General features: G+C 74.0%; 16 protein-coding genes. 14 read left to right on the top strand and 2 right to left on the bottom strand.

The window, feature by feature from the left end; all coding sequences use genetic code 11:
- The first annotated feature begins 32 nt into the window (after window positions 1-32).
- The 6 genes from FFT21_RS14270 to FFT21_RS14245 all read left to right on the top strand — a co-directional run bounded on the left by FFT21_RS14270 (window position 33) and on the right by FFT21_RS14245 (window position 8,295).
- On the top strand, window positions 33-1,214 hold the full coding sequence (locus FFT21_RS14270) for an NAD(P)-dependent malic enzyme (RefSeq protein WP_137814345.1): 1,182 nt from the start codon (window positions 33-35) through the stop codon (window positions 1,212-1,214).
- Window positions 1,215-1,485: 271 nt separating this feature from the next.
- Window positions 1,486-4,689 carry a bifunctional diguanylate cyclase/phosphodiesterase gene (locus FFT21_RS14265; protein WP_225978406.1) on the top strand — a complete coding sequence of 1,068 codons (3,204 nt, stop codon included), beginning with the start codon at window positions 1,486-1,488 and terminating at the stop codon, window positions 4,687-4,689.
- 151 nt (window positions 4,690-4,840) lie between these two features.
- Window positions 4,841-5,980, top strand: a complete 1,140-nt coding sequence (locus FFT21_RS14260; protein WP_137814344.1) for an ABC transporter ATP-binding protein — start codon at window positions 4,841-4,843, stop codon at window positions 5,978-5,980.
- The gene (locus tag FFT21_RS14255) at window positions 5,977-6,624 is read left to right on the top strand and encodes an ABC transporter permease (protein WP_137814343.1); all 648 of its coding nucleotides are present in this window, start codon (window positions 5,977-5,979) and stop codon (window positions 6,622-6,624) included. Before FFT21_RS14260 ends, FFT21_RS14255 begins: the two co-directional genes overlap by 4 nt.
- Entirely contained in the window at window positions 6,614-7,336 is a 723-nt protein-coding gene (locus tag FFT21_RS14250; protein ID WP_137814342.1) for an ABC transporter permease, read from the top strand. The genes FFT21_RS14255 and FFT21_RS14250 overlap by 11 nt, the downstream gene beginning before the upstream one ends.
- Entirely contained in the window at window positions 7,333-8,295 is a 963-nt protein-coding gene (locus FFT21_RS14245; protein WP_137814341.1) for an ABC transporter substrate-binding protein, read from the top strand. Before FFT21_RS14250 ends, FFT21_RS14245 begins: the two co-directional genes overlap by 4 nt.
- A 1-nt stretch (window position 8,296) precedes the next feature.
- Here the strand turns inward: FFT21_RS14245 and FFT21_RS14240 are convergent, their stop codons facing one another.
- A complete protein-coding gene (locus FFT21_RS14240; protein ID WP_137814340.1) occupies window positions 8,297-9,085 on the bottom strand; it encodes an IclR family transcriptional regulator in 789 nt (262 codons plus the stop codon).
- Between the two features lie 194 nt (window positions 9,086-9,279).
- Here FFT21_RS14240 and hutH point away from each other — a divergent pair, with 194 nt between their 5' ends.
- The 7 genes from hutH (at window position 9,280) to FFT21_RS14205 (ending at window position 17,053) form a co-directional block, all read left to right on the top strand.
- Window positions 9,280-10,848, top strand: coding sequence for a histidine ammonia-lyase (hutH, locus tag FFT21_RS14235; RefSeq protein WP_137814339.1), 1,569 nt, complete (start codon window positions 9,280-9,282; stop codon window positions 10,846-10,848).
- A complete protein-coding gene (gene hutU, locus FFT21_RS14230) occupies window positions 10,845-12,500 on the top strand; it encodes a urocanate hydratase (RefSeq protein ID WP_137814338.1) in 1,656 nt (551 codons plus the stop codon). The genes hutH and hutU overlap by 4 nt, the downstream gene beginning before the upstream one ends.
- Before the next feature lie 83 nt (window positions 12,501-12,583).
- Window positions 12,584-13,774, top strand: coding sequence for an allantoate amidohydrolase (locus FFT21_RS14225; protein ID WP_137814442.1), 1,191 nt, complete (start codon window positions 12,584-12,586; stop codon window positions 13,772-13,774).
- Complete coding sequence (locus FFT21_RS14220) at window positions 13,771-15,093, top strand: formimidoylglutamate deiminase (RefSeq protein WP_137814337.1); 1,323 nt, start codon at window positions 13,771-13,773, stop codon at window positions 15,091-15,093. The genes FFT21_RS14225 and FFT21_RS14220 overlap by 4 nt, the downstream gene beginning before the upstream one ends.
- On the top strand, window positions 15,090-16,247 hold the full coding sequence (gene hutI / locus FFT21_RS14215; protein ID WP_137814336.1) for an imidazolonepropionase: 1,158 nt from the start codon (window positions 15,090-15,092) through the stop codon (window positions 16,245-16,247). The genes FFT21_RS14220 and hutI overlap by 4 nt, the downstream gene beginning before the upstream one ends.
- A 120-nt stretch (window positions 16,248-16,367) precedes the next feature.
- A complete protein-coding gene (locus FFT21_RS14210) occupies window positions 16,368-16,628 on the top strand; it encodes an antitoxin (protein ID WP_137814335.1) in 261 nt (86 codons plus the stop codon).
- On the top strand, window positions 16,625-17,053 hold the full coding sequence (locus FFT21_RS14205; RefSeq protein WP_137814334.1) for a type II toxin-antitoxin system VapC family toxin: 429 nt from the start codon (window positions 16,625-16,627) through the stop codon (window positions 17,051-17,053). Before FFT21_RS14210 ends, FFT21_RS14205 begins: the two co-directional genes overlap by 4 nt.
- Before the next feature lie 72 nt (window positions 17,054-17,125).
- On the opposite strand, the gene FFT21_RS14200 is transcribed toward FFT21_RS14205, so the two are convergent.
- Window positions 17,126-18,820, bottom strand: a complete 1,695-nt coding sequence (locus FFT21_RS14200; protein ID WP_192909539.1) for a DUF2207 domain-containing protein — start codon at window positions 18,818-18,820, stop codon at window positions 17,126-17,128.
- Window positions 18,821-19,306: 486 nt separating this feature from the next.
- Between FFT21_RS14200 and FFT21_RS14195 the strand changes: the two genes are divergently transcribed.
- Window positions 19,307-20,305: neutral zinc metallopeptidase (locus FFT21_RS14195; protein WP_137814332.1), on the top strand; the 999-nt coding region annotated here is incomplete at its 3' end.

Raw genomic sequence — 20,305 nt, 5'->3', positions numbered from 1 at the left:
CCCGCCCAACCCCACCGGCATGGAGGGACGCCTTGACCGCCGTGAACCAACCAGCTTCCACCCAGCTCACCGCCGACGAGATCTTCCGCGCGCACGAGGGTGGCAAGCTCGGCATCGACGTGACCGCGTCGCTGGCCGACTCCCGCGCGCTCTCGATCGCCTACACCCCGGGCGTGGCCCAGGTGAGCCGGGCGATCGCCGAGGACTCGGCGTTGGCCGTGAAGTACACCTGGGCGCACCGGCTGGTTGCCGTGGTGAGTGACGGCACCGCCGTGCTCGGCCTCGGTGACATCGGTCCGCGCGCCTCGCTGCCCGTGATGGAGGGCAAGGCCGCGCTGTTCAAGCGGTTCGGCGGGCTGGACGCCATCCCGATCGTGCTCGACACCACCGACGTGGACGAGATCGTGGAGACCCTGGTCCGGCTGCGGCCCTCGTTCGGCGCGGTGAACCTGGAGGACGTGGCGGCGCCGCGGTGCTTCGAACTGGAGGCCCGGCTGATCGACGCGCTGGACTGCCCGGTCATGCACGACGACCAGCACGGCACCGCGATCGTGGTGCTGGCCGCGCTGCGCGGCGCCTGCATGGCGCTCGACCGGGAGCTGTCCGACCAGCGCGTGGTCATCTCCGGGGCCGGCGCGGCCGGCGTGGCCTGCGCGCGCATCCTGCTCGCCGCCGGAGTCGGCGACGTCACGGTGCTGGACTCGCGCGGGATCATCCACCCGGGCCGAGACAACCTGAACCCGGTGAAGGCGGAGATCGCCGAGGTGACCAACCTCACCGGACTGCGCGGTGGGCTGCCCGAGGCGATGCGCGGCGCGGACGTGTTCGTCGGCCTCTCCGCGTCGACGATCCCCGAGGAACTGGTGGCCGGCATGGCCCCGAAGTCGATCGTCTTCGCGCTGTCCAACCCGGACCCGGAGATCCATCCGGAGATCGCCGCCCGGCACGCCGCGGTGGTGGCCACCGGCCGCAGCGACTACCCGAACCAGATCAACAACGTGCTGGCCTTCCCGGGCATCTTCCGCGGCGCGCTGGACGCCAACGCCCTCAAGATCACCGACCGGATGAAGATCGCCGCCGCCGAGGCGATCGCCGCGGTCGCGAGCGAGGACCTGTCGACCGACCGGATTGTGCCGAGCGCGCTCGACCCCCGGGTCGGCCCCGAGGTGGCGGCCGCCGTTGCCCGGGCCGCCAGGGAGGACGGAGTAGCCTGATCGGTACCGGGTGAGTGGGGACCCCCGGTGACACCTGCGCCACGCCAGAAGTACGTCACGCTGACACGGCTACGCTGATCGGCCGTCTTCGCGGCCGCGATGATTGCCGAAGGGCTGTGCCGATGTCGGGTTGACGCGCTACGGTCGCTCGGACGGGTGAGCGTTCAAGGGGCGTTGAACGTTCACCTTGCCTTCTGATGCGCTGCGGAGGCAGCCACCGGCACGGCCAACCCCACGCCGCGGTCGGTGGTGCACGCGGAAGGGTGGAGCCGTGGCCGAGCAGGTCGATCGGGCGGGGAGCGCTCCGCTGGTGCTGGACAGCGTCTCGCGGGGAAAGGCCGGGACGGCGGGGCGAAAGTCGCAGACCCGCGGCGGGTTACCCCTGCCCGACGCGCCTTCGCTGCTCTGCGACCGCAAGTGCGTGGTCATGCAGGCCAATCCCGCCGCGGTGGCGCTCGCCGGCGCGTCCGGCCCCAAGGAGCTCACCGGGCGACCGCTCGCCGACCTGCTGCGCGGCGCCGAGCCGGACTTCCGGCTCCGCCGCGTGGACGGCACCGAGCTGTCCGTGCGGGCCGCGCGTTGGCCGGTGCCCGGCACCGGGCTGGAGGCCGTGCTGCTGGTCGACGTCTCCGACCTGTCGGCCGCGGCCGAGGCGCAGCGCGAGGAGCGGCGCCGGCTGGACCAGGTGCACCAGGTGGCCGGGCTCGGGTCGTGGGAGTACGACCCGAGCACCGGCGTCACCGTGTGGTCGGACTCGCACTACGAGCTGCTCGGCCTCGCCCCGGGCTCGGTGGTGCCCGGCGCCCAGGCCGTCCTCGACGTCGTGCATCCCGAGGACCGGGAGATGGTCGAGGCGTACTGGCGCAACCACGAGATCTCCGGCGAGCCGATCGACATCGAGTACCGGATCATCCGCCCGGACGGCGAGGTGCGGCGGATCCGCGGGGTGGCCGAGACGCACCGGGCCGACGGCCGCGCCAAGCTGATCACCGGCTACATCAAGGACGTCACCGAGGCGTGGCGGGCCAGCACCGAGCTTGCCGAGGAGCGGGCCCGGCTGCTGGAGGCGCAGCGCATCGCGCGCATCGGCAGCTGGAGCTACGAATTCGCCACCGGTGCCATCTACCGCAGCTCGGTGCTCCTGGAGATGTACGACGAGCTGGGCATCGTGCCCACCAACGACCTGCTCTGCGGCGTCCACCCGCAGGACAGGGCGACCCTGGAGGAGATGCGGCACCGGCTGCTCAACGCGAAGACGCCGGAGCCGATCGAGGCGGAGGTGCGGGACGAGGCGCTGGCCCGCAGCTATGTGTGCCGGGCGCGGGCCGAGTTCGACGCGAACGGCCAGGCCGTCCGGCTGCTGGGCACCGTCCAGGACGTCACCGAGTTGCGCGCGCTGGAGCGGCAGCTCCGGGACGACCGGCGGCGGCTGAACGACGCCCAGCGGGTGTCCCGGCTGGGCACCTGGGAGTGGGATCCGAGCACGGACGATGCCGTGTGGTCGAGCATGCTGCACGAGCTGTACGGCGTCCCGGTCGACCAGCGCACCACGTACCAGACCTACCTCGGCCTGGTCCACCCGGAGGACCGCGGCTGGGTGGACGACCTGTGGCGGCAGCTCGCCGCCGACCACCAGCCCGTGCAGTGCGAGCACCGGTTGATCCGCACCGACGGGGTGACCAGGGTGTTCCGCTGCCACGGCGCCGCGGTGCGCCGGCCGGACGGCAAGATGCTGCTGGTCGGCACCGCGCAGGACGTCACCGAGCAGCGGCTGGCGGAGACCCGGGTGGAGCGGTCCAGCCAGCGGTTCACCGACCTGGTCTCGGTCACCCCGGTGGGCATCGGGCTGTTCGACGAGTCGGAGCGGCTGGTCGACGCCAACGACGCGCTGTGCGACCTGGTCGGCCTGGACCTGCACCAGCTGCGCGGGCTGACCATCGAGCAGCTCACTCACCCCGACGACCGGGGCGAGCGGTTACGGCCCGCGGAGCAGATGGCCGGCGCCGCGCGGAAGAGCTACAAGATCCCGCAGCGGGTGCTGCTCCGGGCGGACGGCGAGCCGGTCTACTGCGACCTGCATGTGGCCGTGTCCATCCAGGACGACGGCCGGCGGTTCTGGCTGGTGGTGTTCCAGGACATCACCGAGCGCCGGCGGGCCGCGGAGGCGCTGCGCCACCAGGCCACCCACGACGAGCTGACCGGCCTGCCGAACCGGGCCGCGGTCAAGGAACTGCTCGGCCAGTTGCTCGGCGGCGAGCGCCGCTCCGGCGTGGCCGTGCTGTTCTGCGACATCGACAACTTCAAGCGGGTCAACGACTCCCTCGGCCACGACGCCGGTGACGAGCTGCTGGTCGCGCTGGCCAGGCGGTTGGAGAGCGGGCTGCCGCCCGGCTGCACCGCGGCCCGGCTCTCCGGTGATGAGTACGTCATCCTGTGCGAGGACGCCGAGGCGGTCGGCGGCGTGCAGGCGCTGGCCACCAAGGTTGCCAGCCTGCTGCGCACCGCGGTGCCGGTGCACGGCCAGCTGGTGCGGGTGTCCGCGTCGATCGGGGCGGCGGTGCCCAACGGGTCCCGGGCCACCGGGGCCGACCTGCTGCGCTTCGCCGACGCCGCGATGTTCGAGGCCAAGCGGCGCGGTGCCGGGCGGGTCTCGCTGGCCAGCGCGGCGCTGATCGCCTCCGCCGACCGGCAGGTGCACCTGGAGGGCCAGCTCCGCGAGGCGCTCACCCGGGACGGGCTGACCCTGCACTTCCAGCCGGTGGTCGGGGTGGACGGCACGGTGCTCACCGCCGAGGCGCTGGTCCGCTGGCCGCACCCGGACCGGGGACTGCTCGGCCCGGACGTGTTCCTGCCGGTAGCCGAGCAGGGTGACCTGCTCCGCGAGCTGGACCGCTGGGTGTTGCGGACGGCGTTGAAGGAGGCCGCCGGCTGGCCGAAGGTCGACGGCAACGCGGTGGCCGTCGCCGTAAACCTTTCCGGACTGGTTCCCGGCGACCCGGACTTCGTCGACGCGGTGGCCAACGCGGTCGCCGAGTCCGGCATCGAGTGGGACCGGGTGGTGCTGGAACTGGTCGAGACCAGCCTGGTCGACCTGCCCTCCCGAACACGCCAGGCAATGGCCGAACTGGTGGAGCGGGGCGTCCGGTTCGCCGTGGACGACTTCGGCACCGGCTACTCGTCGCTGGCCCGGCTCAAGGACCTGCCGGCGCAGATCATCAAGGTGGACCGGCGGTTCGTGGCCGGCGTCGGCAACGACTCGTCCGACTTCGCGGTGGCCCGTGCGGTGGTGGACATGGCCAGGGCGATGGGCCGCAGCTGCGTGGCCGAGGGCGTGGAGACCGCCACCCAGTTCCACGTGCTGCGCGGCGTCGGGGTGGACGCCTACCAGGGCTGGCTGTTCTCCCGGGCGGTGCCGATCAAGGAGTTCCGCGCCGTGCTGGAACTGGGACCGCTGCACGTGCCGCGCGCCGGCTGAATCCTCGTGTGGGTGACCCACGGCTTCCCGTGACCGCCGATTTTTGTGTCTCTCCGTATCCAGATCTCGGAATCCGCTGCCGTTGTCGCCCGTTGCGGTTAGGGTCTTGTTCCAATTCGGCGCAACCGGTACCGACGGAGGGACCTCACGCGTGATCGAGTTCCGGGCCGCGACCAAGCGGTTCGACGACGGGACCGTGGCGGTCAACGAGCTGACCCTGACCGTGGAGCCGGGCGGTATCACCATGTTCGTCGGGCCCTCCGGGTGCGGAAAGACCACCTCGCTGCGGATGGTCAACCGGATGGTCGAGCCCACCTCGGGCACCGTGCTGGTGGGCGGCAGGGACGTCCGCGAGTCGCCGCGCGCGGTGCTGCGCCGCGGCATCGGCTACGTCATCCAGCAGACCGGGCTGTTCCCGCACCGCACGGTGCTGGACAACATCGCCACCGTGCCGCTGCTGTCCGGCTGGCCCCGGCGGCGGGCCCGTGGCCGGGCGGCCGAACTGCTGGATCTGGTCGGCCTGCCGGCCGAGCTGGGGCGCCGCTACCCGGCGCAGCTCTCCGGCGGCCAGCAGCAGCGGGTCGGGGTGGCCAGGGCGCTCGCGGCGGACCCGCCGGTGCTGCTGATGGACGAGCCGTTCAGCGCGGTCGACCCGGTGGTGCGCGCCGACCTGCAGGACGAGCTGCTGCGGCTGCAGCAGGAGCTGGACAAGACGATCCTGTTCGTCACCCACGACATCGACGAGGCGATCAAGCTCGGTGACCGGGTCGCCGTGTTCCGCACCGGCGGCGTGCTCGCCCAGTACGACGAGCCGGCCGCGCTGCTCGGCCGGCCCGCCGACGACTTCGTCGCCTCGTTCGTCGGCCGGGACCGCGGCTACCGCGCGCTCGGCTTCCTGCCGGCCAAGGGCGTGCCGGTGGGCGAGGTGGCCACCGTCCGGCTGGGCGGCAGCGTCGCGGCCGCGCGGGACGCGCTGCGCGACGGCTGGGCCGTCGTGGTCGACGAGGCGCGCCGGCCGGTCGGCTGGGTGTCCGCGTCCCGGCTGTCCGGTGTGGACGGTGAGGCGGCGGTGTCCGATGAGCTGGTGGAGTCCGGCGGGTCACTGTACGAAGTGGACTCTCCGGGCGGCAGGGCCGGGTCGCTGCGCGGCGCGCTGGACGCGGCGCTCAGCTCGCCGTCCGCGCGCGGCGTCGCGGTGGACGCGGACGGGGCGGTGGTCGGCTCCGTCACCGCGCACGACGTGCTGCGCGCCTTGGCCGACGCCCGGCAGGCCGGCGAGGTTCCGTCGTGAGCTGGCTGGCCCGGAACTGGCCGCACATCCTTGACCTGGTGCGGCAGCACCTGGAGCTGGCGGGGGTGCCGCTGCTGGCCGGGCTGCTGCTCTCGGTGCCGCTGGGCTGGCTGGCGAACCGCTCGGTGGCGGCGCGCGGGCTGCTGCTCTCGGTGTCCGGTGTGCTCTACACGATCCCGTCGCTGGCGCTGCTGGTGGTGCTGCCCGCGGTGATCGGCACCAAGATCCTCAACCCGGTCAACGTCATGGTGGCGCTGACCGTCTACACGATCGCGCTGCTGGTCCGGTCGGTGACCGACGCGCTGGGCTCGGTGCCCACGCACGTGGTGTCCGCGGCGGACGCGATGGGGTTCCGCCCGCTGCGCCGGTTCCTCACGGTGGAATTGCCGCTGGCGGTGCCGGTCGTGGTGGCCGGCCTGCGGGTGGCCGCGGTGTCCAACATCAGCCTGGTCAGTGTGGGCGCGCTGATCGGTGTCGGCGGCCTTGGTGAGCTGTTCACCGACGGCTTCCAGCTCCAGTTCCTCACCCCGATCGTGGTCGGCATCGTCGGCTCGGTGCTGCTCGCCCTGCTCGCCGACGCGGTGCTGCTGGTCGCCGGCCGGGCGCTGACCCCGTGGGAGCGGGGTGCGCGCCGTGCTGGGTGAGCTGATCGGTTGGTTCGGCGACCCGGCGCACTGGACCGGGCCGACCGGGGTGCCGCAGCGGCTGCTGGAGCACCTGGGCTACACGGCGCTCGCGCTGGCCTGCGCGCTGGTCATCGCGCTGCCGATCGGCGCCCTGGTGGGTCACACCGGCCGCGGCGGCTTCCTGCTGGTCGGCTTGGCCAACGGGCTGCGGGCGCTGCCCACCCTGGGCCTGCTGACGGTCGTGGTGCTGCTGGCCGGGGTGGGCCTGCTGCCGCCGATCGCCGCGCTCACCGTGCTTGCCGTGCCGCCGGTGCTGGCCGGCACCTACGCCGGCGTCCGGGCGGTGGACCCGGCGGTGGTGGACGCCGCGCGCGGCATGGGCATGCGCGAGCACCAGGTGCTGCTCCGGGTGGAACTGCCCAACGCGCTGCCGATCATCTTCGGCGGGGTGCGCAGCGCCGCCCTGCAGATCGTGGCCACCGCGACGGTGGCCGCCTACGTGGCCATGGGCGGCCTCGGCCGCTACGTCATCGACGGGCTGGCGCAGCTCGACTACCCGCAGGTGCTGGCCGGCGCGGTGCTGGTCGCCGCGCTGGCCGTGGTGCTGGACGCGGCGTTCGCCGGCGTGCAGCGGGTGGTGTCGCCGGCCGGCGCGCGCCGCTCCCGGCGTGGCCGGGCCGGACGAGTTTCCGCGGTGAGAGCAACGGAACCAGGAGGAACGCCGGGATGAAACGAACCGTCACCGGAGCGGTGTCATCTGCCGCCTCGCCGGGAAGGATTGCCTCGGCGGTCATCGCCGTGCTGGCCGCCCTCGGGCTCACCGCCTGCGGTGGCGCCGCCAACCCGCTGTCCAGCAACGCCGGTGGCGGCGCGTCGTCCGCGCCGGACACCATCACCATCGGCTCGGCCAACTTCCCGGAGAGCCGCCTGCTCGCCCAGATCTACGCCACCGCGCTGACCGCCAGGGGCGTGAAGACCACGCTCAAGCCGAACATCGGCAGCCGCGAGGTGTACCTGCCGGCGCTCAAGGACGGCTCCATCGACCTGATCCCCGAGTACACCGGCACCCTGCTGCAGTACCTGGACAAGACCGCCCCGCAGACCTCGTCGGAGGACGTGTACGCGGCGCTGCCCAAGGCGTTGCCGCCCGGGCTGACCGTGCTGGACAAGGCCACCGCGGAGGACAAGGACGCCGTCGTGGTGTCCGCCGCCACCGCGCAGAAGTTCAACCTGAAGTCGATCGCCGACCTCGCGCCGCACTGCGCCGAGCTGACCATGGGCGGCCCGCCGGAGTTCCAGACCCGCCCGGACGGCCTGCCCGGGCTCACCAAGAACTACGGCTGCACGTTCAAGGGCTACAAGTCGCTGGACGCCGGCGGCCCGCTCACCGTGGCCGCGGTCAAGGACGGCACGGCGGACGCCGCCGACCTGTTCACCACCGACTCGTCCATCGCGGCCAACAACTTCGTCGTGCTCGCCGACCCGAAGAGCAACTTCGCCGCGCAGAACGTGGTCCCGCTGATCAACGCGAAGAAGGCGAACGACACCGTCAAGCAGACGCTGAACGCCATCTCCGCCAAGCTGGACACGAAGGCGCTGGCGGACCTGGACGCCAGGCTGTCCGCCCCGGACCACCCGGACGCCGCCGCAGTGGCCAAGGACTGGCTGGCCTCCGTCGGGTTGGGGTGAATCACCCGATCGGGTGGCCGCCGATGCGGGCGGTCAGCTCGGCGGCCGCCCGGCGCACGCTCTCGGCCAGCTCGGGCCAGCTCCGGCCGCAGTCCCACTCGTCCGGGCAGAAGTGGCGGAACGTCACGCTGATCGCCGCGAGCGGACGGCCCCCGTGGTCGAACACCGGCACCGCCACCGAGGCGAACCCGGCGGTCACGTAGCCGTCCTCGACCGCCCAGCCGCGGCGCCGCTCGGCCGCCAGCAGCCGGCGCAGCGCCGGCAGGTTGCGCGGGCCGCGGCCGGTGCGGTCCACGAAGCTGGCCGCGTTCGGGAACAGCGCCCGCACCTGCGGCGCCGGCAGGTGGGCCAGCATGGCCCGGCCGGACGCCGGCAGGTGCGCGGGCAGCCGCACGCCCACGTCGGTGACCAGCGTCTGCGGGTGCCGGGGCTGCTCGCGCAGCAGGTACAGCGTCTCGGCGCCGTGCAGCACGCCGAGGTGCGCGGTACGGTCCAGCCGGTCCACCAGCCGGCGCAGGATCGGCCGGGCCAGCCGCTCCAGCGGGTCATGCCGCAGGTAGGCGGAGCCCAGCTCGAACACGGCCACCCCCAGCCCGTACCGCCGCTCCTCCGGGAAGTGGGTGACGAACCCGGCCGCGACCAGCTCGCTGAGCAGGTGGTACGTGCTCGACCGGGGGATGCCCAGCTCGCGGGCCACCGTGGCGGCGGACACCGGCCCGGGGCGCCCGCCGAGGAACCGCAGCACCGCGAGCCCGCGGCGCAGCGCCGGTACCTCGCTGCTCGCGCCCATCGGCACCCTCCGCCCGTGTGCGTTGTTCGGAACCCGCGGGCGGCCCGGCGTGCGGGCGGGTGTGGTGACGCCCTGGCGCGGCCGCACGGGCCCGCCGAACAACGCGAATCTCCGCATGCAGAGTGTCTCGGATACCAGACAGTGTCACCCGTTACGGGCTCGAACGGCAGCCGTGGGCGGGCTGTGATGGGGATATGGATCCCGCTACGACGCCGTCCGGGCCGGTTCCGCTCGGCAGCAAGCCGCTGCGCCGGGAGCAGGTCGTCGCGGTGGCCCGCGGCGGCGCCCCGGTCGAGCTGACCGGTGAGGCGCTGGAGGCGGTGCGCAGCGCCCGCGCCCACGTGGACGCCCTCGCTGGCGGCGACCGGCCCACCTACGGCATCTCCACCGGGTTCGGCGCGCTGGCCACCCGGCACATCCCGGCCGAGCGGCGGGCCGCGATGCAGCTCTCCCTGGTCCGCTCGCACGCCGCTGGCGCGGGCGGAGAGGTGGAGCGCGAGGTGGTCCGGGCCCTGATGCTGCTGCGCCTGCACACGCTCGCCACCGGGCACACGGGGGTACGCGTGGAGACCGCGCTGGCCATGGCCGGGATGCTCAACGCGGGCATCGTGCCGGTCGTGCACGAGCACGGCTCGCTGGGCTGCTCCGGCGACCTGGCCCCGCTCGCGGCCGTCGCTCTCGCGCTGATCGGCGAGGGCGAGGTTCGGGACGCCGGGGGCCGGCTGCGCCCGGCCGCCGAGACCCTGCTGGCCGCCGGCATCGAGCCGCTGCGGCTGGCCGAGAAGGAGGGTCTGGCGCTGATCAACGGCACCGACGGGATGCTCGGCATGCTGGTGCTCGCGCTCGCCGACGCGCAGCGGCTGGTGGACACCGCCGACCTGACCGCGGCGATGAGCGTGGAGGCGCTGCTCGGCACCGACCGGGCGTTCGCCGCCGACCTGCAGGCGCTGCGGCCGCACCCCGGGCAGGCCCGGTCCGCCGCCCGGATGACGGCGATGCTGGCCGGCTCGGACATCATGGCCAGCCACCGCGGCCCGGAGTGCACCCGGGTGCAGGACGCCTACTCGCTGCGCTGCGCACCGCAGGTGCACGGGGCGGCCAGGGACACCATCGGCCACGCCGAGACGGTGGCCGACCGGGAACTCGCCGCCGCGGTGGACAACCCCGTCGTGCTGGACAAGGGCCGGGTGGAGTCCAACGGCAACTTCCACGGCGCCCCGCTGGCCTACGTGCTGGACTTCCTGGCCATCCCGATCGCCGACCTGGCCGCGATGGCCGAGCGGCGCACCGACCGGATGCTCGACGTGGCGCGCTCGCACGGGCTACCGCCGTTCCTCGCCGACGACCCGGGCGTCGACTCCGGCTACATGATCGCGCACTACACCCAGGCCGCGGTGGTCGCCGAGCTGAAGCGGCTGGCCGTGCCCGCGTCGGTGGACACCATCCCGACCAGCGCGATGCAGGAGGACCACGTGTCCATGGGCTGGGCGGCGGCCCGCAAGCTGCGGCGCGCGCTGGACGGGCTGACCACCGTGCTGGCCATCGAACTGCTCACCGCGGCCCGCGCCCTGGACCTGCGTGCCCCGCTGGCCCCCGCCCCGGCCACCGCCGCAGCGGCGGGCGTGCTGCGCGCCGCGGTGCCCGGCCCCGGCCCGGACCGGCACCTCGCCCCGGAGATCCGGATCGCCGAGGACCTGGTCCGCTCCGGCGTGCTGCTGGACGCCATCGCCCCGCACCTACCGTCCACAGTGGAGTACGAATGAGCGCACCGACCGTGCGGGCCGCCCGGGGCACCACGCTCACCGCGCGGAGCTGGGCCACCGAGGCACCGCTGCGCATGCTGCACAACAACCTGGACCCGGAGGTGGCCGAGCGCCCGGCCGACCTGGTCGTCTACGGCGGCACCGGCAGGGCCACCCGGGACTGGGCCAGCTTCGACGCGATCAGCCGGGAGCTAACCGCGCTCGGTGAGGACGAGACGCTGCTGGTGCAGTCCGGCCGGCCGGTTGGCGTGCTGCGCACCCACCCGTGGGCGCCCCGGGTGCTGATCGCCAACGCCAACCTGGTGCCGGACTGGGCGAACTGGCCGGAGTTCCGCCGCCTGGAGGCCGCCGGGCTGACCATGTACGGGCAGATGACCGCCGGGTCGTGGATCTACATCGGCACCCAGGGCATCCTGCAGGGCACCTACGAGACGTTCGCCGCGGTGGCCGCCAAGCGGTTCGGCGGGTCGCTGGCCGGGACGCTCACCGTCACCGCCGGGCTGGGCGGCATGGGCGGCGCGCAGCCGCTGGCGATCACCATGAACGAGGGTGTCGCGCTGGTCGTCGAGTGCGACCCGCAGCGCGCCCGCCGCCGGCTGGAAACCCGCTACTTGGACGAGATCGCGTCCGATGTGCACGACGCGGTGCGCAGGGTGACCGCGGCGAAGGCCCAGCGGCGGCCGCTGTCCGTGGCGGTGATCGGCAACGCCGCCGAGGTGCTGCCCGAACTGCTGCGCCGGGGCGTCGAGGTGGACGTGGTCACCGACCAGACCTCGGCCCACGACCCGCTCGCCTACCTGCCGATCGGCGTCGGTGTGCACGAGTGGCGGGACTACGCGGCGAGCAAGCCGGAGGAGTTCACCGACCGGGCCCGCGAGTCGATGGCCGCCCACGTCTCGGCGATGGTGGGGTTCCTGGACGCCGGGGCCGAGGTGTTCGACTACGGCAACTCGATCCGCGGCGAGGCCAAGCTTGGCGGCTGCGACCGCGCCTTCGACTTCCCAGGTTTCGTGCCCGCCTACATCCGGCCGCTGTTCTGCGAGGGCAGGGGACCGTTCCGGTGGGCGGCGCTGTCCGGCGACCCGGCCGACATCGCCGCCACCGACCGGGCCGTGCTGAAGCTGTTCCCGGGCAACGAACCGCTGGCCCGGTGGATCCGGATGGCCGGCGAGCGCGTCGCCTTCCAGGGATTGCCCGCCCGGATCTGCTGGCTCGGCTACGGCGAGCGGGACCGCGCCGGGCTCGCGTTCAACGAGATGGTGGCCAGCGGTGAGCTCTCCGCCCCGGTGGTGATCGGCCGGGACCACCTGGACTGCGGCTCGGTGGCCTCGCCGTACCGGGAGACCGAGGCGATGGCCGACGGCTCTGACGCGATCGCCGACTGGCCGCTGCTCAACGCGCTGGTCAACACGGCGTCCGGGGCGACGTGGGTGTCCATCCACCACGGCGGCGGCGTGGGCATGGGCCGGTCCATCCACGCCGGGCAGGTCACCGTGGCCGACGGCACCCCGCTGGCCGCGCGGAAGATCGAGCGGGTGCTCACCAACGACCCGGCGATGGGGGTGCTCCGGCACGCCGACGCCGGCTACCCGCGCGCCGCCGAGGTCGCCGCCGAACGCGGCCTGCGCATCCCGATGAAGGAGCGGCGGTGATTCCCGCATTCCGCAGGCTCAACGGGGGTTTGGAGGGTGCGCAGGGCCCCGTTCAGCCCCCTGAATGCGGGGAGAGGGTGAGCATGCTGCTCGCCGAGATCGCCGACGTCGGAACGGATCGGTTCCGTGGCGGCTACGCGCGGCACGGCTTCGACCGGGCCGACCTGCAACTGCGCGCGTGGTTCACCGAGCAGGCCGAGCGGCGCGGGCTGGCCGTGTACACCGACCGCAACGGCAACCTGTGGGCCTGGTGGGGCGAGCCGGGACCGGGCGCGGTGGCCACCGGCAGCCACCTGGACTCGGTGCCCGGCGGCGGCGCGTTCGACGGGCCGCTCGGCGTGGTGTCCGCGCTGGCCGCGGTGGACGTGTTGCGGGCCCGCGACTTCGTACCCGCCCGGCCGATCGCGGTGGTGGTGTTCGCCGAGGAGGAGGGCGGCCGGTTCGGCGTGCCCTGCCTCGGCTCCCGGCTGGCCACCGGCGCGATCGGCCCGGACACCGCCCGCGGGCTGCGCGACCCGGACGGCGTCTCGCTCGCCGAGGCGGCGCGCGCCGCCGGCCTGAACCCGGCCCACCTCGGCCGCGACGACGCCGCGCTGTCCGGCCTGCGCTGCTTCGTGGAGTTGCACGTCGAGCAGGGCCGGCAACTCGACCTGCTGCCCGAGCGCACCCCGGTCGCGGTGGCCACGTCGATCCTGGCGCATGGCCGGTGGCGGCTGACGTTCCGCGGGCAGGGCAACCACGCGGGCACCACGGCGGTGGCCGACCGCCGGGACCCGATGATCCCCGCGTCCAGCACGGTGTTGGCCGCCCGGCGGGCGCTGGCCGGCACGGACGCGCGCGCCACGGTCGGCCGGCTGGTGCCCACCCCCGGCGGGACCAATGTGATCCCGTCCAGCGTGGACGTCTGGCTGGACGCCCGCGCACCGTCCACACCGGACACGCGGAAGCTGGTGGACGAGATCGTCGCGGCGGCCAGGGAGGCGTCCGCCGCCGAGGGCTGCGCGGTCGAGGTGCGCGAGGAGTCCTACGGCGACGCGGTGACCTTCGATGCCGCGCTGCGCGACGAGCTGGCCGGGCTGCTCGGCGGCGTTCCCGCGCTACCCACCGGGGCCGGGCACGACGCCGGCATCCTGGCCGCCCGGGTGCCCACCGCGATGCTGTTCGTGCGCAACCCCACCGGCGTCAGCCACGCCCCGGAGGAGCACGCCGAACCCGATGACTGCGCGGCCGGCGTGGCCGCGCTGGCCAGCGTCCTGGAGCACCTGGCGTCATGACCGACACGGCGTACTGGTGCGAGCGGGCCTGGCTGCCGGACGCCATCGCGCCGCGCGTGCTGGTCCGCGCCGGCGCCGGCGGCACGATCACCGAGGTGTCCTTTGTGGACACGCCGCCGCTGGGCGCCATCCGGCTGCGCGGGCTGGTCTTCCCCGGCTTCGCCAACGCCCACTCGCACGCGTTCCACCGGGCGCTGCGCGGTCGCACACACGGCGCCGGCGGCACGTTCTGGACCTGGCGGGAGGGCATGTACCGGCTGGCCGAGCGGCTGGACCCGGACGGCTACCTGCGGCTGGCCCGGGCGGTCTACGCGGAGATGGCCGTCGCTGGCATCGCCTGCGTCGGCGAGTTCCACTACCTGCACCACGGTCCCGGCGGCGCCCGCTACGCCGACCCCAACGCGATGGGGGAGGCGCTGCGCCGGGCCGCCGCCGACGCTGGCATCCGGCTCACCCTGCTGGACACCTGCTACCTGGCCGGCGGCATCGGGAAACCGCTCGCCGGCACGCAACCGCGGTTCGGTGACGGCTCGGTGGCCGCCTGGGCGGAACGGCTCGCCGGCATGCGGGAGGACGCCACCACCCGCATCGGCGCGGCCATTCACTCGGTGCGCGCGGTGCCCGCCGACGCGCTACCCGACCTGGTCGCCGCCGCCCCTCCGGACCGGCCACTGCACGTGCACCTGTCCGAGCAGCCGGCGGAGAACGAGGCATGCCTCGCCGCCTACGGCCGCACCCCCACCGAACTGCTGCACGACGCCGGGGCGCTGTCCGCGCGCACCACCGCGGTGCACGCCACCCACCTGCGCGAGGCCGATATCGACCTGCTCGGCGGGGCCGGCGTCACCGCCTGCCTGTGCCCGACCACCGAGGCCGACCTGGCCGACGGGCTTGGCCCGGCGCGCGCCCTCGCCGACGCCGGCTGCCCGCTGGCCCTGGGCAGCGACCAGCACGCGGTGGTGGACCCGTTCGCCGAGGCGCGGGCGCTGGAGCACGGCGAGCGGCTGCGCACCGGCCGGCGCGGCCACTTCACGCCGGCCGACCTGGTCACCGCGGCCACCGCCGGCGGGCACGCCAGCCTGGGCTGGCCGGAGGCCGGGCGGATCGCCGAGGGCGCCCCGGCCGACCTGGTCGCGGTGCGGCTGGACAGCCCGCGCACCGCCGGCGTCCTGCCCGAGCAGGCACTTTTCGCGGCCACGGCATCCGATGTGGACACCGTGGTGATCGGCGGCCGGGTGGTGGCCTGCGACGGCCGGCACGTGCTGCTCGGCGACGTGGGCCGGCTGCTCACCGAGGCGATCGGGGAGTTGTGGCGGTGAGCGTCCTTGTCACCGGCATCGGCGAGCTGACCACCAACGACGACGAGCTGGGCACGCTGCGGCACGCCGCCGTGGTGCTGGACGGTGACCGGGTCGCGTGGGTCGGCGGGGCGGCGGATGCTCCGGACGCGGACGAGCGGGTCGACGTGGCCGGCCGCGCCGCGCTGCCCGGCTGGGTGGACAGCCACACCCACCTGGTGTTCGCCGGTGACCGCACCGCCGAGTTCGCCGCCCGGATGGCCGGCGAGCCCTACACCGCCGGCGGGATCGCGGTCACCGTCGAGGCCACCCGGGCCGCCGACGATGCCGCGCTGGTCGCGAACCTGCGCCGGCACGTCGCCGAGGCGGTCGCGCAGGGCACCACCTACCTGGAGACCAAGACCGGCTACGGGCTGACCGTGCCCGACGAGGTGCGCTCGGCAGTGATCGCCGCGCGCGAGGTCGACGAGGTCACCTTCCTCGGCGCGCACCTGGTCCCGCCCGGCTGGTCCGCCGACGACTACGTCACGCTGGTCTGCGGCGAGATGCTGGACGCCGTCGCGCCGCGCGTGCGCTGGGCCGACGTGTTCTGCGAGGCCGGCGCGTTCGACGCCGAGCAGTCCCGCGCGGTGCTCACCGCCGCCGCCCGCCGCGGCCTGGGCCTGCGGGTGCACGGCAACCAACTCGGGCCCGGCCCGGGCGTTCGGCTCGCGGTGGAAATGGGGGCGGCCAGCGTCGACCACTGCACCCACCTCGAACCGTCCGATGTGGACGCGCTGGCGTCGTCGGACACGGTGGCCACCCTGCTGCCGGCCTGCGACCTGTCCACCCGGCAGCCGCTGCCGGACGCCCGCGCGCTGCTTGCCGCCGGGGCCACCGTGGCGCTGGCCAGCAACTGCAACCCCGGATCCTCCTACACCTCCTCCATGGCGTTCTGCGTGGCCACCGCCGTGCTGCAGATGCGGATGAGCGTGGCCGAGGCGGTCCGCGCGGCCACCTGGGGCGGGGCGCGGGCGCTGCGCCGGGAACGCGGCGACGGCGCGGTCGGTGTGCTGCGCCCCGGCGCCCGGGCCGACCTGCACGTCCTGGACGCGCCGTCGGTCACCCACCTGGCCTACCGCCCCGGCGTCCCACTCACGCACGCCGTCTGGCGCGCCGGCCGGCGGTACCGGTGAGCGGGCGGACCGGTGCGCGCGACGTGGCCGGTCCGCCGCCGGGGTTGCGCGCGTGCGCGACCATACCCCCAGCCATGTCGCATCTTGACGCGGTCATCGAGAGGCATCACGATGACTTCTATGCGAACCACCTTGACTCTCGACGATGACGTGGCTCGGCTGGTCGAAGACGCCGTTCACCGCGAGCGTCGTCCGATGAAGCAGGTCGTCAACGACGCGCTGCGGCGCGCGTTGGCGCCGCGCGCCAGCCGGGAACAGCCATACCGCTTGACGCCACACGAGTCGGCCGTACGACCGGGGTTCGACCTGTCCGGTTTCAATCGGCTGGCCGATGAGTTGGCTGATGAGGCGATCATGGACAGGGCACGGCGTACCTCGTGATCGTTCCCGATGTCAATCTGCTCCTCTACGCGGTCATCTCCGGTTTTCCGCAACACTCTCGCGCGCGCTCCTGGTGGGAGCAGACCGTCAACAGCACCACCCGCATCGGACTGGCCTACCCTGCCTTGTTCGGCTTCCTGCGGATTTCCACCAATGCACGCGTCCTCGAATCGCCTCTCGCCGCCGCGGACGCGGTCGCATACGTCGATGACTGGCTCGCCCAGCCGAACGTGGACCTCCTGGTGCCGAATCCACGTCACCTGGACATCGCGCTGGGGCTTCTGCGGGACATCGGCACGGCCGGGAACCTCACCACGGACGTGCAACTGGCGGCACACGCGATCGAACACGACGCCGAGATGCACTCCAACGACAGCGATTTCGCCAGGTTCCCCAACCTGAAGTGGGTGAACCCCCTCCAATAACGCCGAGCGAGCGGCGGAGCGACCGGTGTGCCGTGTGGCGAGCCGGGCCGACGATCGGCTGACGCCGCGCGGTCATCGGCGGAGCGCAGTCACCTCGGCCGGCGTGCGGGTCCGCCGACCCGGGCCGCCCGCTGGGTCCTGGCCGGCCAAGGCGGCCAGCAGGGCGGGAAACCGCTCGGCGAACCGAGTCAGGTCGGGAATGGGCTGGCACGAGCCGAACCAGTACAGGCCCGGCACGCCGTCCGCGTCCGTGGCGACCCCGGCGAACGCCCGCAGCCAGCGGTCGGTCACACCCAGCGCGACGGCGTAGGGCAGCGACCGGGAGAACACCAGCTCCCGATCGGCCACGGGCACGTCCTCAGGAGTGGCGGCGTCGAGAAAGTGCTGCAGTTCGGCCACGTGGCCGAGCAGCACCGCGCCGCGCCGGGTGCGTACCGGCAGCCACCGGCCGAGCACCGCGAGGCCCAGCCCGGTAGCGATCAGCGGAAGCCCGAGCATCGCGTGCCCCGCGGTGCCCGCCAGCGTGGCGGTGACGCCAACGCCGAGCGCGGCGATCCCGGCGCCCACGGCCAGCCACCGCAGGCGCTCGGTGCGGGGCGGCCGGGCCAGCCACCCCCGCGCCACCACGTCGCCGAACAGTGCCTCGCGCAGGTTGCCAGCGTGGCCGTTGGCGACCTGGCTCAGCAGCGCCCGCTCCGCCTCGTCCGGCAGGATTGACGCGTACACCGCCCGCTCGAAACCGGTCAACGCGGGGTCCGCCGCGTTGCGCCGCACCACCTGCCAGTCGAGCCTGCCGTCCGGCAGTTCCACCTCCTGGATCCACAGGTAGTTGCGCACCGCCAGGTCCAGCACGGTCGCCGCGATATCCACCGCCCGCGCCCGCTCGGTGGCCACGGCGCCGACCTGACCGGGCAGTACGCCGTCGGGTGAGGCGAAGGCCACGTGCCCGCCCTCGCCGCGTACCAGCAGCGGCACCGGCGCGCCGGCGGGCACCACGCGGGCCGCCCGGACCCGGCGGTGCCATAGCAGCCAGAAACCGCCCAGCAGCAGCACGGCGAGCGTGACGGCGCCGGCCACGTCGAGCGGCGTGGGCGCGAACGCGGCGGCCAGGGTGTGCGCCCGGACCAGGCGCGCGTTCACCGGTACGCCGGAGCCGGCCATGCCGACCGCGACGTCGATCCGGTCCCCGGCGCGCAGGGCGGTGTGGCTGAGGCGGACGACCTGGCTCTGGTCGATCTTGGCGACGGCGCAGAGGATGTGCGAGCCGGCGGCACCGGCGAGGCAGGTGATCGAGTTCGGTTGGCCGGGTTCCGCGACGACGGCGGAGAAGGTGTCCACCGGCACGTCCCAGCCACTCACCGGCTGCCAGCGCAGTTCCTGCTGGTCACCGAGGCCTGCGACGGCACCGTCCACCGTGTACGTGATGGTCGACCGGCCCGCGCCGAGGTGGACGGTGAAGGTCTGGTCGTCGGCCTCCGCGCTGCCGCTGCCGACCACCGTCGGGGCGCTTACCGTGAAGATCCGGTCGGTGTGCTGGTCGGCGGCGATGCGCAGGGGCGCACGCCGGGTGGCGGTGGTGCCGCTGGCGACGTCGACGGTCTCCGTGACGGCGAGCGTGCCGTCGCGGCGCAGCTTCAGTTCGGCGTGGCTGCGCAGGCCGGGACCGGCCGACGGCTGCCGTTGGTCCCCGCCGGGCTGCACGACAAAGAACAGGATGCCGACCAGAGCAACGGCGGCGAGCACGAGGGCGAGGATCTTTCGCGACACGCCCGCGGACGGTAGCGAAAGCCGCCTATGCTCTGCTGCCGAATCGGTTGGAATCACGTGATCGACCTGGCAGGGGGTAGCGATGAGGCAGGTCGTCGTGCGGGGCGGGGGAGCCCGGTGAACCAGGCGCCACCACCGGGCTGGCCGAACCAGCAACCGCACCAGGGACCACCACCGTTCGGGCACCCGGTCCCGGGGTACCGCCCGCCGGGCGGAGTGCCCGCTGTTCCGCCGCCGCGGCCGGTGGCCCCGCCTCCGGTACCCGCTCCGCTGCCGGCGGCTCCGCCTGGGGTGCTGGCCCCGGGACCGGCGGCCAACCCGCCCGCGCCGCCGTGGACGCCGTTATTCACCGCCGGTCGGCCGGCGCCCGGAGCGCCCGGCCAGGTCGGGTACCCGGCGACCGGTGGCCCGCCCTGGCCGGGTCCCTGGCGGCCGGGACCCTCCGGTCCGCTGATCACCCCGCGCCGCGGGTCCAGCGCCGGCCCGGTGCTCGCCGTGGTGCTGTGCGCGGTCGTCCTGGTCGGCGCCATGCTGGCCGGCGTCGTCGGCGTCGCCACGGCATCCCACCGCACGGCCGAAGTCGGCTACACCCAGCCGACCGCGGCGCCGGACACCACGGAATACGTCCCTGATACCGGTACCGCGACCCCGACCGCCACCACGACAACGGCCGACACCACGACGGACGCCCCGACCGCGACCGGCACCGCCGGGCCGCGGCGGTCCGCGCCGGCCACCGCCGCACCACCGACCGCCACGGCCCCGGCCGGGCCGAGAAAGGTGCTCGCCACCGGCGACAACCCCCTGTTCGCGGGGCAACTCGGGTTGCCGGCGGTCACCTGCGACCTGCCGCGGTGGCGGAGCGACCCGGCCAGCGCGCAGGCGTTCTTCGAGGCCGCGCTCACCTGTCTGAACCAGGCGTGGCAGCCGGTCCTGCGGGCGGCCAACCTGCCGTTCGAGCAGCCGGCGCTGTCCTTCCCCGCGGGCCGGAACTGGCACAGCGCGTGCGGAACGACCACCTCGGACCAGGCCGCGGCGTTCTACTGCTCCGCGGACAACACCATCTACATGCCGTTCGACGGCCTGCAGACGGACCAGATCGGCGCCCATCCCGGCGTGTACCTCGCGGTGTTCGCGCACGAGTACGGCCATTTCATCCAGGGCACCAGCGGGGTGCTCGACGCGGCACACGAGCAGATGTACGACGTCGACGCGGACAGCCCCGCGGGGCTGCAGATATCCCGGCGGATCGAGTTGCAGGCCGACTGCTTCGACGGGATGTTCTGGGCCGCCGCGACCGGCCGGGGCGCGGTCAACCGCACGATGTACGACGAGGCCATCCAGGATCAGCGTGGCCGGGGCGACGACAACGGCGTGCAGACCCGTCGCGACCACGGCAACGGCGCCCACGTGCAGGGTTGGACGGTCCAGGGCGCCCAGTACAACCGCACCGCCCAATGCAATACCTGGACGGCCGCGGAGGAC

It is taken from the genome of Gandjariella thermophila (genome assembly GCF_005405885.1).
GTDB classification, from domain to species: Bacteria; Actinomycetota; Actinomycetes; order Mycobacteriales; family Pseudonocardiaceae; genus Gandjariella; species Gandjariella thermophila.
The sequence above is the reverse complement of the archived record's forward strand: the minus strand, read 5'-3'. Positions and strand labels throughout refer to the sequence as shown.